A 14,640-nucleotide genomic window follows, 5' to 3' on the forward strand; every position below is an offset into this window, starting at 1 on the left:
GGACAGGGGTGGGGGTCCACAGCCACCAGCGATCGCAGCTAGCCATCTAAGCAATACTGGCAAGAATCGCCCGCACAGTGCGGGGCAGGTCGCGTTCGATGCTGGGGCGGTGTCGGGCGAATTCCGGACGGGACAGCACGCGTTCGGCGACCGGGGCCGGGTGGGCGCCTGGCCACAGGCCGGCCACCAGCGCGCCGATCATGGTGATGGCCCACAGCGCATCCTCGGCCGAGGCTTTCGGCAGCCGGGTGCGGAGCGCCGTGGCCATTTCGGCGGCCATGCCGCCCATGGTGCGCTTCACCGTGACGATGGTGTCCTCGGAGACGTTGGTCTCGAGCGTGTTCGAGAGGATCGAGGTGAGGTGGCCGAAGCGCGGACGGGAGGCAAACTGTCCCGTCACGGCGCGCGCCAGCCCGTCGAGGTCACCCTCGGGGGTGGCGGCGATGGCTGCAGCGAAGCCCGGCACGAGCTGCTCCATCTCGGTGAGGAACAGGCTCAGCAGCACGTCCTCGCGGCTCTCGAAATAGCGATAGACATTGGACTTGGTAAAGCCGGCGCGGGCGGCGATGGCGTTGAGGCCAGCGCCGAGCGGGCCTTCGGCATCGAACAACTCGGCCGCCGCCGCGAGCAGCGTCTCGCGGCGGGCCTGGATTTCCTCGGGTTTACGAGCCCGCTGGAAGGTTGTGCTGGTCATCAGGTGCTTGTGGTGCGGCGCGTCGGTGCCGCTGTCAAGCCGGCAGCGCGGCAAGCGCCGGGAAGCGGGTACCGGTCAGCTGCTCCGACACGGTCCAGAGCCGCGCGGCGACCGCCTGGTCCTTGGCGTGAGCCGGGAAGCGACCGTCCTTGGGCGGGCCAACCAGCTCGAAGCGATGGCTGGGGCTGTAATAGCCGCCGGGCACGGCGGCAGGGGAGGTCGCGGCGAAGAGCTGTGGCAGGGCGCCTTCGGCCGGGGTCTGGCTCATCAGCGGCGAGAGGATGCGCATGGCGAGGCCGGACAGCCCGGTGGTGCCGGGACCGTTGGGGATGAGTTCGGTGCGGGCATAGCCGGGATGTGCCGCGGTGGATTTGAGGTTCCAGCCGGCGCGATCGCTGTGGCGTTGCAGCTCCAGCGCGAACATCAGCATGGCGAGCTTGGATTGGCCGTAGGCCTTGAACGGCCGGTAGAGCCGTTCACCCTGCAGGTCGTCGAAATCGATCCGGCCGGAATGCGCATAGCCCGAGGAGAGCTGCACCGTCACCGGCGCCTTGGCGCGGGCCAGCAGCGGCAGCAGCCGGGCGGTGAGGGCGAAATGCGACAGGTAGTTGGTGCCGAACTGCTGCTCGAAGCCGTCGACGGTGACCTGTCGCGCGGGCAGGGCCATGACGCCGGCATTGTTGACGAGGATGTCGAGATGGTCGTGCGCCTTGGCAAAGCGTTCGGTGAAGGCAGCGACATTGGCGAGCGCGGCGAGATCGAGGCTCTCATACGACACTTTGGCACGCGGGATCTCGGCGCGAATGCGGGCGAGGGCGGCGGCGCCCTTATCGGCACTGCGGCCGGTCAGCACCACATCGGCGTTCGCCCGAGCGAGGGCGAGTGCGGTTTCATAACCCAACCCGCCGGTGGCGCCGGTGATGAGGGCAAGCTTGCCCGATTGATCCGGAATATCCTTGGTCGACCAGCTCATGGCTGCACCTCAATAAGAGAACGATGGTCTGTAATTAAGAGACCGTCGGTCTGCTTTCAAGGTGCAGGCAAAGAAAAAGGCCCGGGATCGCTCCCGGGCCTTCGAAACACTCAGTCGCGAGGTGCTTACTTCACCGGGCCGACTTCGACGAACTTGCCGTCGGTGACGCCGACTTCAACGATGATGCCGTCAACGTCGCCGGCCTTGTCGAAGTCTGCCGGACCACCAGCGCCATCATAGTCGATGTCGGTGCCGGCCTTGATCAGCTCGAGCGCCTTGGCCCACTCGCCGGGCAGGATCTTCTCGCCCGGAGCCGAAGCGATCTCACGCAGAGCGGCCGAGAGGCCTTCGCGCTTGGCCGAACCGTTCTTCTCGACCGCGAGGGCGAGGAGGAAGGCGGCGTCATAGGCCTGCGGCGCATAGGTCGCCGCCGGGTCCTGGCCGGCATCGGTCGCCAGCTTCTTGTAGGCGTCGGCCGAAGCGCCGGTATAGGCGCCGGCGCGGGTGGCGATGATCTTGCCGTTGACGGCAGCCGGATCGAGGCCGGTCACCAGGTCGTCGCCGATCATGCCGTCGCCGCCGACGAACGCGGTGAACTCGCCGCCTTCGATGGCCTGCTGCAGCACGGTCTTGCCCGAGCCCGAAGCGTAGGCGAGGATGACGAGGTTCTGCGAGCCGCTCGAGGACAGCTGGCCGAGCTCGGCGCGATAATCGGCCTTGCCGTCTTCATGCGCGACGTTGGCCGACACAGTGCCGCCATTGGCGGTGAACTGGGCGACGAACACGTCGGCGAGGCCCTTGCCGTAGTCGTTGTTCACGTAGGTGACGGCAACGTCCTTGATGCCCTTCTGAGTCAGGAGGTCAGCAAGCTTGACGCCCTGGAAGGCGTCCGACGGGGTGGTGCGGAAGACCAGGTCATTGTCTTCGAGCGTGGTGAGCGCCGGAGCCGAAGCCGACGGCGAGATCTGCACGACGCCACCCGGGATGCCGGCAGCGGTGGCAGCGCCGATGGTGGCGCCGGTGCAGAAGGCGCCGACAATGGCGGTCACCTGGTCGGTGTTGACGAGCTTGTCGGCAGCCGGGCCGGCGACCGACGGATCGCAAGCGCTATCACCGGTGATGGTGACGATCTTGCCGCCGCCGAGGATACCGCCCTGGGCGTTGACCTGGTCGAAGGCCAGCTGGGCGCCGGCCACGATCGGCGGCGCCAGGCTTTCGATCGGTCCGGTCAGATCGCCGAGAATGCCGAGCTTGACGTCTTCGGCGAGCGCCGGAACGGCGAGACCGAGCACGGTCGCCGCAACGGCGAGGCCAAGGATACTGGATTTGTTCATGATGTCCCTCTGCAACGTCACTCCGCCGTGCGGCGTTGTTTACCGCCGTCTCCACCGAAGCAACAATCAACGGGGGCACAACCCGTGCCCCGCTGCGGGCGATATTGCATAAATTGCGAAGGCGAGTCATCCGCTTTTGATCAAGTGGTAAAAGCCCAGCGAGGCATTTGTCTTGAGGGCTTCCAGCCCTATAAGTTCGAGCTCTGATCCGTTCCTCGCGCCGGTCCGATGATAAAGCTGTTCCGCTGCCTCTCCATTCTCGCACTGGCCCTGTCGCTTGAGAGCGCGGTGGCGCAGGACTCGGTGCAGACGCTCGATCCTCCGGCGGCGGGCGCGGCGGCAGACCCGGCGATCGGCGCGGCGCCGCCGCCACCGCCCTGCGGCACCCAGCAGCTGGCCATCGCCCGCATGGCCTGGCCCTCGTCGGCGCTCCTGGCCGAGGTGCATTCGCGGCTGCTCACTGCCAATTATCTCTGCAACGTGGCGGTGCAGGAGGGCGACCTCGCCGCGACCGGCTCGTCGATGGGCGCCACCGGTCAGCCGGCCGTGGCGCCGGAATTGTGGATCGGGCGCATCGCCGATATCTGGAATGCCGCAATGAAGGGCCAGAAGGTGCGGCAGGCCGGGGCGCCCTATGCCGACATCACCTTCGAGGGCTGGTTCGTGCCCGAATATGCCGCGGCGCAGTGGCGGGAAGTGACCACGATCGACGGGCTGAAGGCACATGCCGCCGATTTCGGCGACGGCAATGGCCGCGGCAAGTTCATCTCCTGTCCGGTCGACTGGGGCTGCGCGGTGGTGAACCGCAACATGCTGCGCGCCTACGGGCTCGATCAGCTGTTCGATATCGTCGAGCCGGCCAACCGGTTCGAGCTCGATACGCTGATCGCCGAGGCGGTGGGGCGGAACGAGCCGATCCTGTTCTATTACTGGCAGCCCAATGCGGTGCTGGCGCAGTTCGCCTTCAAGCCGGTGACGCTTGCCGCCTATGACCGGGATGCGTTCCTCTGCATGGGGCGTACCACCTGCGCCGCGCCGGTGCCGACCGGCTTCGCCCCCGACCCGGTAGTGGTGGCGCTGGCCGAGTGGGTCTATCTCGATGCGCCGCAGGTCGCGGCCTATTTCGGCCGGGCGCGCATGCCGTTCGCCGAAATGAACCTGATGCTGCAGCAACTGGGCGAAGCAGGGGCAACGGTGGAAACAGTGGCCGACCGGTTTATCGCCGAACGCGGCGAAATCTGGCGGCCATGGGTCGGGCTGCCGCCGCTGGAAGCGCCGGCCGAACCGGCGCCGCAGTAACAGAGCATTAACCAGGCCCGCGCGGTGCCGGGCGCCCGTTACGGCGTTGTCATGCGGCAGCCCTAGCGTAGCCCGCCCGCCGACCTGGGTTGAGGTCTAGGCGCTTGTATTTGCTGTCATAATCCGCAGCCGTTAGGGCTTCAGAAAGCTTCTGGGAGGAGGCTGCGGCGCGATTGTGCGCGACAGGCGCGTCATCGATCCCTTTGTCGCGCTTTCGAACCGGAAAAGCTTGCAACTTTTCCTGAAAGCGCTCCGGCGGAGCCAGGAGGCCCTCACGTTGCAACGCCAAGCCTCGCTGCAGCATATCATCAAGACCTACCGGCTGGTGTTCGCCGGAGTGGCGGCGCTGATCGGGGTGACCGGCGCGATCGCGCTCATCGGCTACTTCACCGACCCGCGCGCCATCGAGATGGTGGTGGTGCGGGTGCTGGCCGGCGCCAGCCTGTTGCTGCTGCTGCGCTGGGGCTATGTGCGGCTGAAGCAGGAATTGCAGAGCGCCGCCGACGAGCAGCGGCAACTGCTCGATCTCGCCTATCGCGACGCGCTGACCGGAGCGCATACGCGCTCGTATTTCTTCAGCGCGCTGAAGGAGAGTCTGCACGGCAATGACCGCCCGGTCGCCTACATGCAGATCGATATGGATAAGCTCAAGGTGCTCAACGACTCGCACGGCCACAGCGCCGGCGATGCGGCGCTGGTGCACCTGGTGAAGACACTGAAAACGCTGTTGCCGGAGGCGCTGATCGGCCGGCTCGGCGGCGACGAATTCGGCATCGCGCTGATCGGCCAGGACAGCCGGCCGGCGCTGGTGCGGTTGGGCGACCAGATCCTCGCAACGCTGGGCCAGCCGATCAGCATTGACGGCCGGCCGATCCGGTTGTCGGCGACCATCGGGGTGGCGCTATGGCCGCAGGACGCGGCAGAGGCAGACGAGCTGATCACCAAAGCCGACCTGGCGCTCTACAAGGGCAAGAAGGAAGGCCGCGCTGCGACGGTGGCATTCGAGAGCGAACTGATGGCCGACGAGCGGCACAAGCGCTTCGTCGAGCGCGACCTGCGCGCCGCGATCCTGCTCAACGAACTCGAGCTGCACTATCAGCCGATCTTTGCCGTCGATGGCACCACGCTCATCAGCCACGAGGCGCTGGTGCGCTGGCAGCACCCGGTGCGCGGCCAAGTGCCGCCCGGCGATTTCATTGGCATTGCCGAGCAGTCCGACCTGATCGACAAACTGGGCGACTGGGTGCTTCGCCGCGCATGCGCCGACCTCGCGGCGCTGGGCACGCCGCATGTGGGGATCAATGTCTCGGTGGTGCAGCTGAGGCGCGGCGATTTCGCCGAGCGCTTCGCCGATATCCTCCTGGAAGCCGGGATCAGCGGCAGCCAGATCGTCATCGAGATCACCGAGTCGCTGCCGCTCAAATCCGGCACGGTGGAGCTGAGCAATATCGAGGCGCTGCGGGCGCTCGGGGTACGGGTGGCGATCGACGATTTCGGCAGCGGCTTTGCCAGCCTCGAATATCTCAGAGGCTTTCCGTTCGACATCATCAAGATCGACCGCTCCTACGTAGCCAACCTGCCGGACAGCCTGATCGACGGGCTGATCGTCTCATCGATCGCCAAGATTGCCCAGTCGCTCGAGGTCGAGGTGATCGCCGAAGGGGTGGAGACCGCTGAGCAGCTGGAATTCCTGCGGCACGCCGGCGTTACGGCGCTGCAGGGGTACCTGCTGGCCCGGCCGGAACCGCTGCGATCGCGCTTTGCTTCCGCCGCCTGAGGGCGTAGGCGGAAGCTATGAGCGCAAAATCCATCGAGATCCGTGTTGCCCAGCCGCATGAGGCGGCGGCCATCGCTGCTATCGTCATGGCGGCCTATGCCAAATGGGTGCCGCTGATCGGGCGCGAGCCGATGCCGATGCGGGTCGACTACGACAAGGCGGTGCGCGAGCACCGCTTTGACCTGGCGGTTGAGGATGGCGCCATTCTCGGGCTGATCGAGACGGTGCCGCACCCCGATCACCTGTGGATCGACAATGTCGCGGTGGCGCCGGCGGCGCAGGGGCGCGGCATCGGGCGGATGCTGATTGCCTTCACCGAGCAGCGGGCGATGGTGGCCGGTCATCCCGAGCTGCGGCTCGTCACCAACGGGGCGTTCGAGAGCAATATCGCGCTCTACACCCGGCTCGGCTTCGAGGTGGACCGGATCGAGGATTTCCTCAACGGCACGGCGGTCTATATGCGGAAACCATTGCACGCGACCTAATCCAAAGTCGTGAGACTTAGGGCGGGCGCTGGCGCGCCTTGCCTCCCGGACAGCGCGATGTCTATAAAGGCTTCCGGGAAGACCCTGGCATATCTATCGGAGTATGTGATTTGGACGTGAAGCGGATCAACGACCACGTGAGCGTGTCCCCGCAGATCAGCCCCGAGGATGTGGCCTCCATCAAGGCCCAGGGTTTCGTCGCCATCATCAACAACCGGCCGGACGGGGAATCCCCGGACCAGGCCGCCAGCGCGACGATCGAGCAAGCGGCGCACGACGCCGGCCTCGCCTATCACTACATTCCGCTCGGCCGCGAGGGCATCAGCGCCCAGATGGTCGAGGAGACCAAACAGGTGCTCGAGGGGAGCACCGGCCCCGTGTTCTGCTATTGCCGCTCCGGCACCCGCTCGACGACCCTGTGGGCGTTGAGCCAGGCCGGCAAGGCACCTGCCTCCGAGATCATCTCGGCGGCAGCGAATGCGGGTTACGACATGTCCCATCTCGCGGGACATCTGAGCCAGAAATAGGGCAGCGGCCCCTCGGGCCAACGCCCTCGTCTCCCTTGCCGGCACTGATGTGCCTCGCCCCCTCCTGCTCGGGTTAAATCGATGCCGATCAAGAAAATCCTTGTCGCCAACCGCAGTGAAATCGCCATCCGGGTGTTTCGCGCCGCGAACGAGCTGAACATCAAGACGGTCGCCTGCTACGCCGAAGAGGACAAGCTGGCGCTGCACCGGTTCAAGGCCGACGAAGCCTACCTGATCGGCAAGGGCAAGGGTCCGGTCGAAGCCTATCTGCAGATCGACGAATATATCCGCATCGCCCGCATCTCGGGCGCCGATGCGATCCACCCGGGCTACGGTCTGCTCTCGGAAAGCCCGGAATTCGCCGATGCCTGCGAGGACGCGGGGATCATCTTCATCGGGCCGCGGGCCCAGACGATGCGCGACCTCGGCAACAAGGTGGCGGCGCGTAACATGGCGATCGCCTCGGAGGTGCCGGTGGTGCCGGCGACCGAGGCGCTCCCCGACGACATGAATGAAGTCAAGCGCATGGCCGCCGAGATCGGCTATCCGCTGATGCTGAAGGCCAGCTGGGGCGGCGGCGGCCGCGGCATGCGCAGGATCATGGACGAGTCGACGCTGGTCCATGAAGTCTCCGAGGGCAAGCGCGAAGCCAAGGCGGCGTTCGGCAAAGACGAGATGTATCTCGAAAAGCTGATCGAGCGGGCCCGCCATGTCGAGGTGCAGTTGATCGGCGACGACCACGGGAACCTCGTGCACCTGTTCGAGCGTGATTGCTCGGTGCAGCGGCGCAACCAGAAGGTCGTCGAGCGCGCCCCGGCGCCCTATCTCAGCCAGGCGGTGCGCGACGACCTCACCGGCGCAGCGATCCGGCTCGGCGAGGCGGCGAACTATCGCGGCGCCGGCACGGTCGAGTTCCTGCTCGATGCCGATACCAACAAGTTCTACTTCATCGAAGTGAACCCGCGCATCCAGGTCGAGCACACGGTGACCGAAGTGGTCACCGGCATCGATATCGTGAAGGCGCAGATCCGCCTGCTCGAGGGCGCGGTGATCGGCACGCCCGAATCCGGGGTGCCGAAGCAGGAAGATATCCGGCTCAACGGCAATGCCATCCAGTGCCGCGTCACCACCGAGGATCCGGAGCAGAACTTCATCCCGGACTATGGCCGGATCACCGCCTATCGCGAGGCCACCGGGTTCGGCGTGCGCCTCGATGGCGGCACCGCCTATGCCGGTGCGGTGGTCACCCGGTTCTACGATCCACTGCTCGAAAAGATCACCTGCTGGGCCCCGACCGCCGACGAGGCGATTGCCCGCATGCACCGGGCGCTGCGCGAGTTCCGCATTCGCGGTGTCGCCACCAACCTGGCGTTCCTCGAGAACATCATCACCCATCCGGATTTCATCGAGAACCGCTACACCACGCGCTTCATCGACACGACGCCGGCGCTGTTCGATTTCAAGCAGCGGCAGGACCGGGCGACCAAGCTCCTCACCTATATTGCCGACGTCACCGTCAACGGCCATCCGGAAGTGCGCGACCGGCCGCGGCCGCCGGCCGATGCCGCAGTGCCGGTGGTGCCGGAATACGAGCCGCTGATCGTCGTCGAAGGATCCAAGCAGATCCTCGATCGCGACGGGCCGAAGGGCCTGGCGCGCTGGATGAAGGCGCAGGAGCAGGTGCTGTTCACCGACACGACGATGCGCGATGCGCACCAGTCGCTGCTCGCCACCCGGATGCGCTCGTTCGACATCACGCGCATCGCTCGGGCCTATAGCCGCGGGCTGCCGAACCTGTTCTCGCTCGAATGCTGGGGCGGCGCGACGTTCGACGTGTCGATGCGCTTCCTCAACGAAGACCCGTGGGAGCGGCTCTCCGCAGTGCGCGAAGGCGCGCCCAACATCCTGACGCAGATGCTGCTGCGCGGTTCGAACGGCGTCGGCTACACCAACTACCCCGACAACGTGGTGAAGTTCTTCGTCGCGCAAGCGGCGAAGGGCGGGGTCGATGTGTTCCGCGTGTTCGACTGCCTCAACTGGGTAGAGAACATGCGCGTCTCGATCGACGCGGTGATCGAGGCCGACAAGGTGGCCGAAGGCGCCATCTGCTACACCGGCGACCTGCTCGACCCCGAGCGGGCCAAGTACGACCTCAAATATTACGTCGGGCTGGCCAAGGAACTCGAGGCCGCCGGCGCGCATGTGCTGGGGCTCAAGGATATGGCCGGGCTCTTGAAGCCGGCCGCCGCCAAAAAACTGATCGAGACGCTGAAGCAGGAAATCGGCCTGCCGATCCACCTCCACACCCACGATACCTCGGGCGCCGCGGCGGCGACGATCATGGCGGCGGTCGAGGCCGGTGTCGACGCGGTCGATGCGGCGATGGACGCGCTGTCGGGCACCACGTCGCAGCCGACGCTCGGCTCGCTCGTTGCGGCGCTGAAGGATGGTCCGCGCGCCCCTGGGCTCGATCAGAAGGTGATCCGCGAGATCTCGTTCTATTGGGAAGCGGTGCGCAACCAGTACCGCGCCTTCGAGAGCGACCTGAAGGGCGGCGCCTCGGAAGTCTACCTGCATGAAATGCCGGGCGGGCAGTTCACCAATCTGAAGGAGCAGGCGCGTTCCCTTGGCTTGGAAAGCCGCTGGCACCAGGTGGCGCAGACCTATGCCGACGTGAACCAGATGTTCGGCGACATCGTGAAAGTGACGCCGTCCTCCAAGGTGGTGGGCGACATGGCGCTGGCCATGGTGTCGGCCGGGCTGACCCGCGCCGATGTCGAGGACCCGCTGCGCGATATTGCCTTCCCGGATTCGGTGGTCGGGTTCTTTGCCGGCGATCTCGGCCAGCCGCCCGGCGGCTTCCCCAAGGCGTTGCAGAAGAAGGTGCTGAAGGGGCGGACGCCGCTCACCGAGCGCCCTGGTTCCTACCTCAAGCCGATCGACCTCGAGGCCGAGCGCAAGAAGGTGGCCAAGGACATTGGCGGCGAGGTCGACGACAAGCGGCTCGCCTCGTACCTGATGTACCCCAAGGTGTACGCAGACTTCGTCAAGACGCAGGACAAGTACGGCCCCACCGAAGTGCTGCCGACGCCGATCTATTTCTACGGTCTTAAGGAGGGCGAGGAAGTGTTCCTCGACCTCGAGAAGGGCAAGACCCTGGTGCTGACCTACCAGGGCCGTACCGAGACCAACGAGAAGGGCGAAGTGCGGGTCTTCTTCGATCTGAACGGCCAGCCGCGCACCATCACCGTGCCCGACCGGCTGAAGGTCGGCGAGGTGAAGGTCCGTGCCAAGGCGGCTCTGGGCGATGCCAAGCAGATCGGCGCGCCGATGCCGGGCGTGATCTCGTCGCTGGGCATCAAGGTCGGCGACAAGGTGGTGGCCGGCGACGTGCTGCTGTCGATCGAAGCGATGAAGATGGAAACCGCCATCCACGCCGAAGCCGACGGCATCGTCGCGGAAGTCACGGTGAAGCCGGGCGACCAGATCGACGCCAAGGACCTCCTGGTCCGCTTCGAGTAGGCCTCAGACTTCCGCGCCCATTGCCGTGGCGATGGTGCGGAAGTCGCTCTCACTGATCTCGAACAGGCCGAAGCGCATCTGGTAGCCCCAGTTGGCCTTGCCGCGGGTGAACTCGAGCCGCTCGAGCAGCGGCGCGATGGGCGCGTCGTTGGCCTCGGCATAGTCGACGTTGCGCCGCCACGGCGTAAAGTCGCCGCCCATCACGCCCTGGTAGAGCGCTTCGTCGCGGACCCGGCCAATGGTGGTGAAGCTTTGCAGCCGATCCTTGCCGCCGATGGTTTCGGCCGGCGAATAGTAGGTGACCCCGTCGCCGGCGCGGATGCGCTGCAGCGGGGCTTTCTTGCCGTGATTGACCTGCATGAAGCCTTCACGCCCGCGACGGGCGTGCTCGGCTGAGGCAACGGCAATCCAGTATCTGGTCATGGTTGGTCTCCGTTATGCGGAGACCTGTGTCACGGTGAACTGACAGAAACCGGCAGTGGTTAGCGCCGGCGATAGGTGCCGTCGATGACTTTGTTGCCGGCGGCGTCGCGATAAACCGGCGCCTTCTGCGGCAGCATTTTCACGATCAGGCTGACCAGGAGCGGCAAGACGATGAAATCGTCGACCCAGCCGAGCAGCGGAATGACGTCGGGAATCAGGTCGATCGGGCTCAACAGGTAACCGGCACCAGCAGCATCAGCGCCTTCAGGTGCACCGGCGTCTCAGCGGAGACGAAGGCCTGCCAGAGCGTTGCGAGTTCCTTGCGGAAGGTGAGGAAGCGGGCGAGGAGCGAGAACCTGTTCATGACCCTAGAAATGGTCTCGGCCGGAGCCCGCTTCAAGGGGTGCTGCAGTCGGTCGCAGCTTCCATCTAGATTTTAGAACTTGCATTCTAAGATACACGTTCTATAATTCGCGCTATGGCTAGAACACGTTCATTCGATCGCGACGCCGTCCTCGCTGCCGCCGGCAACGCCTTCCGCCAGCATGGCTATCGCGATGCTTCGATCGCCGAGCTGGAGCGGGCCACCGGGCTGGTTTCGGGCAGCATCTACAACGCGTTCGGTGACAAGGCCGGGTTGTTCCGCGCGGCGCTCGAGCACTATGTGCATGGCTTCGTACGGCAGCGGCTCGCGGTCTTCGCCGGCGCGGATGCCGGCCTCGACGAGCTGGAGCAGCTCTATCTTTCGGTGCTGGCGCCGCCGCTGTCGGATGGCTTTGGGTGCCTCGTCAACAATTCGATTATCGAATTCGGCATGGCGCCGGGCATCGCGTCGGACGGCATCACCGAAACGCTGACGCTGGTGCGCGAAGCGATCGCCAGCGTGCTGGCCCGCGAAATTGGTACGGCCAAAGCCGAGGTCGAGACCATGCAGCTGGTGCTGCTCTATCACGGCGTGCTGACGCTTTCGCGCAGCGGCACCAGCCTCGAAGCGATGCGCGCCGCGGTGAACGCGACCTTCGAGCGGCTGCGTGCCGCCCGTACCCAACCCAACAAGCAGTGAGAGAACCCACCATGCTGACCATGCTCAATCCCGGCCGCGCCGCGCCGGAGGCCCCATACAGCCACGGCGCCCTCGCCACCAACGCCACGCGTACGCTCTACATTTCGGGGCAGGTGGGTGTCGATGCCACGGGGCGGATGGGCGCCGATATCGGTGAGCAGGCGCAGATCGCCGTGGCCAACCTCAATGCCGTGCTGGCGGAAGCCGGAATGACCCCGGCCAACCTCGCCAAAGTAACGATCTACCTCACCGATGACAGCCTGATCCCAGGCTTCATGCAGGCGGCCGGTGGCGGCTTGCCGTCCCCGCCGCCGGCGACGACGCTGCTGGTGGTAAAGGCCCTCGCTGCCCCGCCGCTCTTGGTCGAGATTGAGGCGATCGCCGTCGCCTGAGGCGGTGCTATTTGAGCCCGGCCCGATCCTTCAGCAGCTTGACGATCGCCATGGCGTGGCCATGCCCGAGGCTGTAATCGGCCTTCAGCCAGTCAGTGATCTGCGTTGCCTTGGTGCCGGTTTTGGTGAAGCCCCTGGCGGTTGCCAGGCTGATCCATTGGTCGGGCGTGACGCCGGTCTGCTTCTCAATGTTGTCGAGATAGGCTTGGAAGGTCATAGGCAACTCGCTTCAATTGGTCACGCAATCGTAACATTGCGCCCTCAACGTCAAAGGCCTATTTGCTGAGGCGGCAGGTCCATGATTGTCGCGCTTTCGAGCCGGAAGAGTCCGCACTCATCCTGAAAGCGCCCCAGAGGTTCTCGATGAGCATTTCTCCCCGCCGGCAGTCGGTCGGCGTCAATGTCGGTGGCGTGATGGTGGGCGGCGGTGCGCCGATCGTCGTCCAGTCGATGACCAATACCGATACCGCCGATATCGAGGCGACAGTGCGCCAGGTGGCGCAGCTGTGGCGGGCCGGCTCGGAGATTGTCCGCATCACCGTCGATCGCGACGAGGCGGCGGCGGCCGTGCCGCATATCCGCGATCGGCTGGCGGCGCGTGGCATCACTGTGCCGATCGTCGGCGACTTCCACTATATCGGCCATAAGCTGTTGACCGACCATCCGGCGGCGGCCGAGGCCCTGGCCAAGTACCGGATCAACCCGGGCAATGTCGGCTTCAAGGCCAAGCGCGACACCCAGTTCGCGACGCTGATCGAACTGGCGATGAAATATGACAAGCCGGTGCGCATCGGGGTGAACTGGGGCTCGCTCGATGAAGAATTGCTGACCCGGCTGATGGACGAGAACTCGGCCTCGGCGACGCCGGTTTCGGCGGCGGCGGTGCAGCGCGAGGCGATCATCCAGTCGGCGCTGCTCTCGGCGCAACGGGCCGAAGAGCTCGGGCTTGCCCGGGATCACATCATCCTCTCGACCAAGGTGTCGGACGTCCAGCACCTGATCGCGGTCTACCAGGACCTGGCGGCGCGCTGCGACTATGCGCTGCATCTGGGGCTGACCGAGGCGGGCATGGGCTCGAAGGGCATTGTCGCCTCGTCGGCGGCCATGGGCATCCTGCTGCAGCAGGGGATCGGCGACACCATCCGCGTGTCGCTGACGCCCGAGCCGGGCGGCGACCGTACGCAGGAAGTGCGGGTGGCGCAGCAGCTGCTGCAGACCATGGGCTTCAGGCAGTTCCTGCCGGTGGTCGCGGCCTGCCCGGGCTGCGGGCGCACCACCAGCCAGACCTTCCAGGTGCTGGCCAAGGAAATCCAGGATCACCTCAGCGCGTCGATGCCGGAGTGGAAGGAACGCTATCCGGGCGTCGAAAGCCTGTCGGTCGCGGTGATGGGCTGCATCGTCAATGGCCCGGGGGAATCGAAGCACGCCAATATCGGCATCTCGCTTCCCGGCACCGGCGAAACCCCGGCCGCCCCGGTGTTCGTCGATGGCCAGAAGGTCGCGACGCTCCGCGGCGCCGATGTCGCCGAGCAGTTCAAGGTGATGGTCGCCGACTATATCGAGAAGCGCTTCGGCACGGCTCAGAAGACCGCGGCCGAATGAGCGGCTGGCGCGACTGGCTGTTCACCGGCGAAGCAGCGCGACGGCGCTGGCTGTGGCTCGGGGTGCTGGCGCTGCTGCTCGTCGTACTGTGGCTGACCGGGAACCTCAGGCAGCAGTAGGGTCTGAGGCGCCGGGTTGCTATGCTCGTGGGCGTCAGAATCGCGCCCAAGGCCTCAAATGCCAAGCCCAACTCTGCCCGAGCCGCCCTATTACATGGTCAGCTTCGCCTCACAGCGCACACCCGGCGATAACGGGCACCACGAGATGGGTGTCGCAATGCTCGAGCTGGCTAGCCGGCAGCCGGGCTTTCTCGGCTTTGAGAGCTGCCGCGACGCCAGCGGTTTCGGCATCCTCAATTCGTTCTGGACCGACGAGGATGCCATCCGTAACTGAAAGGCGGTGGCCGACCACGCCGAGGCGCAGCGGCGCGGGCGGGCCGAATGGTACGCCGGCTACCACATCCGCATTGCACTGGTGCAGCGGGCTTATGGGTTCGAGGGGCCGGAGAGAGCCTCTGAAGCCGGTGCGGGCTGACCCCCACCCTTGATC

The 14,640-nt window shown here is 65.7% G+C and carries 16 protein-coding genes and 1 pseudogene; 10 read left to right on the plus strand and 7 right to left on the minus strand.

Translation table 11 applies throughout. The features are described from left to right. Positions 1 to 46: 46 nt before the first annotated feature. The 3 genes from VW23_RS05140 to VW23_RS05150 all read right to left on the minus strand — a co-directional run bounded on the left by VW23_RS05140 (position 47) and on the right by VW23_RS05150 (position 3,001). A complete protein-coding gene (locus VW23_RS05140) occupies positions 47 to 694 on the minus strand; it encodes a TetR/AcrR family transcriptional regulator (RefSeq protein WP_141728228.1) in 648 nt (215 codons plus the stop codon). Between the two features lie 34 nt (positions 695 to 728). Next, the gene (locus tag VW23_RS05145) at positions 729 to 1,667 is read right to left on the minus strand and encodes an SDR family oxidoreductase (RefSeq protein ID WP_069908519.1); all 939 of its coding nucleotides are present in this window, start codon (positions 1,665 to 1,667) and stop codon (positions 729 to 731) included. Positions 1,668 to 1,792: 125 nt separating this feature from the next. Continuing rightward, positions 1,793 to 3,001 (minus strand): ABC transporter substrate-binding protein, encoded by a 1,209-nt coding sequence (locus tag VW23_RS05150; RefSeq protein ID WP_176730330.1) that lies wholly within the window; start codon positions 2,999 to 3,001, stop codon positions 1,793 to 1,795. Between the two features lie 228 nt (positions 3,002 to 3,229). Between VW23_RS05150 and VW23_RS05155 the strand changes: the two genes are divergently transcribed. From VW23_RS05155 to pyc, 5 genes are all read left to right on the plus strand, one after another. Beyond that, positions 3,230 to 4,300: a glycine betaine ABC transporter substrate-binding protein gene (locus VW23_RS05155; protein ID WP_069908520.1), complete on the plus strand. Its 1,071-nt coding sequence runs from the start codon at positions 3,230 to 3,232 to the stop codon at positions 4,298 to 4,300. A gap of 277 nt (positions 4,301 to 4,577) precedes the next feature. Continuing rightward, complete coding sequence (locus VW23_RS05160; RefSeq protein WP_069908530.1) at positions 4,578 to 6,077, plus strand: putative bifunctional diguanylate cyclase/phosphodiesterase; 1,500 nt, start codon at positions 4,578 to 4,580, stop codon at positions 6,075 to 6,077. A gap of 17 nt (positions 6,078 to 6,094) precedes the next feature. Continuing rightward, entirely contained in the window at positions 6,095 to 6,562 is a 468-nt protein-coding gene (locus VW23_RS05165; protein WP_069908521.1) for a GNAT family N-acetyltransferase, read from the plus strand. 116 nt (positions 6,563 to 6,678) lie between these two features. Further along, positions 6,679 to 7,089, plus strand: a complete 411-nt coding sequence (locus tag VW23_RS05170; protein WP_244513393.1) for a protein tyrosine phosphatase family protein — start codon at positions 6,679 to 6,681, stop codon at positions 7,087 to 7,089. Between the two features lie 81 nt (positions 7,090 to 7,170). Continuing rightward, the gene (pyc, locus tag VW23_RS05175; RefSeq protein ID WP_069908523.1) at positions 7,171 to 10,611 is read left to right on the plus strand and encodes a pyruvate carboxylase; all 3,441 of its coding nucleotides are present in this window, start codon (positions 7,171 to 7,173) and stop codon (positions 10,609 to 10,611) included. 3 nt (positions 10,612 to 10,614) lie between these two features. On the opposite strand, the gene VW23_RS05180 is transcribed toward pyc, so the two are convergent. From VW23_RS05180 to VW23_RS29625, 3 genes are read right to left on the minus strand one after another with little or no spacing between them, the layout of a single operon-like run. Continuing rightward, a complete protein-coding gene (locus VW23_RS05180) occupies positions 10,615 to 11,034 on the minus strand; it encodes an EVE domain-containing protein (RefSeq protein ID WP_069908524.1) in 420 nt (139 codons plus the stop codon). A gap of 59 nt (positions 11,035 to 11,093) precedes the next feature. After that, complete coding sequence (locus tag VW23_RS29385) at positions 11,094 to 11,267, minus strand: YkvA family protein (RefSeq protein WP_244513391.1); 174 nt, start codon at positions 11,265 to 11,267, stop codon at positions 11,094 to 11,096. Further along, positions 11,264 to 11,398 carry a hypothetical protein gene (locus VW23_RS29625; RefSeq protein ID WP_280138965.1) on the minus strand — a complete coding sequence of 45 codons (135 nt, stop codon included), beginning with the start codon at positions 11,396 to 11,398 and terminating at the stop codon, positions 11,264 to 11,266. Before VW23_RS29625 ends, VW23_RS29385 begins: the two co-directional genes overlap by 4 nt. A 114-nt stretch (positions 11,399 to 11,512) precedes the next feature. On the opposite strand from VW23_RS29625, the gene VW23_RS05185 reads away from it, so the two are divergent. Both VW23_RS05185 and VW23_RS05190 read left to right on the plus strand, forming a co-directional pair. Continuing rightward, positions 11,513 to 12,097: a TetR/AcrR family transcriptional regulator gene (locus tag VW23_RS05185; RefSeq protein ID WP_069908525.1), complete on the plus strand. Its 585-nt coding sequence runs from the start codon at positions 11,513 to 11,515 to the stop codon at positions 12,095 to 12,097. Between the two features lie 11 nt (positions 12,098 to 12,108). Then, complete coding sequence (locus VW23_RS05190; RefSeq protein WP_069908526.1) at positions 12,109 to 12,489, plus strand: RidA family protein; 381 nt, start codon at positions 12,109 to 12,111, stop codon at positions 12,487 to 12,489. Between the two features lie 7 nt (positions 12,490 to 12,496). On the opposite strand, the gene VW23_RS05195 is transcribed toward VW23_RS05190, so the two are convergent. After that, positions 12,497 to 12,706 carry a DUF4287 domain-containing protein gene (locus VW23_RS05195; RefSeq protein WP_069908527.1) on the minus strand — a complete coding sequence of 70 codons (210 nt, stop codon included), beginning with the start codon at positions 12,704 to 12,706 and terminating at the stop codon, positions 12,497 to 12,499. 146 nt (positions 12,707 to 12,852) lie between these two features. Between VW23_RS05195 and ispG the strand changes: the two genes are divergently transcribed. From ispG to VW23_RS05205, 3 genes and pseudogenes are all read left to right on the plus strand, one after another. Next, positions 12,853 to 14,091, plus strand: a complete 1,239-nt coding sequence (gene ispG / locus VW23_RS05200; protein ID WP_069908528.1) for a flavodoxin-dependent (E)-4-hydroxy-3-methylbut-2-enyl-diphosphate synthase — start codon at positions 12,853 to 12,855, stop codon at positions 14,089 to 14,091. Further along, positions 14,088 to 14,210, plus strand: a complete 123-nt coding sequence (locus VW23_RS29630; protein ID WP_280138966.1) for a hypothetical protein — start codon at positions 14,088 to 14,090, stop codon at positions 14,208 to 14,210. The genes ispG and VW23_RS29630 overlap by 4 nt, the downstream gene beginning before the upstream one ends. Positions 14,211 to 14,268: 58 nt before the next feature. Continuing rightward, positions 14,269 to 14,625 (plus strand): annotated as a pseudogene (locus VW23_RS05205) (antibiotic biosynthesis monooxygenase family protein). The last annotated feature ends 15 nt before the right edge of the window (positions 14,626 to 14,640 follow it).

Source organism: Devosia insulae DS-56, assembly GCF_000970465.2.
GTDB lineage: Bacteria > Pseudomonadota > Alphaproteobacteria > Rhizobiales > Devosiaceae > Devosia_A > Devosia_A insulae.

Coding starts and splice junctions, on each gene's coding strand:
- VW23_RS29625 (WP_280138965.1), bottom strand. CDS start 11,398: ATGAACAGGTTCTCGCTCCTCGCCCGCTTCCTCACCTTCCGCAAGGAA.
- VW23_RS29630 (WP_280138966.1), top strand. CDS start 14,088: ATGAGCGGCTGGCGCGACTGGCTGTTCACCGGCGAAGCAGCGCGACGG.
- VW23_RS05195 (WP_069908527.1), bottom strand. CDS start 12,706: ATGACCTTCCAAGCCTATCTCGACAACATTGAGAAGCAGACCGGCGTC.
- ispG (WP_069908528.1), top strand. CDS start 12,853: ATGAGCATTTCTCCCCGCCGGCAGTCGGTCGGCGTCAATGTCGGTGGC.
- VW23_RS05150 (WP_176730330.1), bottom strand. CDS start 3,001: ATGAACAAATCCAGTATCCTTGGCCTCGCCGTTGCGGCGACCGTGCTC.
- VW23_RS05165 (WP_069908521.1), top strand. CDS start 6,095: ATGAGCGCAAAATCCATCGAGATCCGTGTTGCCCAGCCGCATGAGGCG.
- pyc (WP_069908523.1), top strand. CDS start 7,171: ATGCCGATCAAGAAAATCCTTGTCGCCAACCGCAGTGAAATCGCCATC.
- VW23_RS05185 (WP_069908525.1), top strand. CDS start 11,513: ATGGCTAGAACACGTTCATTCGATCGCGACGCCGTCCTCGCTGCCGCC.
- VW23_RS05180 (WP_069908524.1), bottom strand. CDS start 11,034: ATGACCAGATACTGGATTGCCGTTGCCTCAGCCGAGCACGCCCGTCGC.
- VW23_RS05140 (WP_141728228.1), bottom strand. CDS start 694: ATGACCAGCACAACCTTCCAGCGGGCTCGTAAACCCGAGGAAATCCAG.
- VW23_RS05145 (WP_069908519.1), bottom strand. CDS start 1,667: ATGAGCTGGTCGACCAAGGATATTCCGGATCAATCGGGCAAGCTTGCC.
- VW23_RS05155 (WP_069908520.1), top strand. CDS start 3,230: ATGATAAAGCTGTTCCGCTGCCTCTCCATTCTCGCACTGGCCCTGTCG.
- VW23_RS05190 (WP_069908526.1), top strand. CDS start 12,109: ATGCTGACCATGCTCAATCCCGGCCGCGCCGCGCCGGAGGCCCCATAC.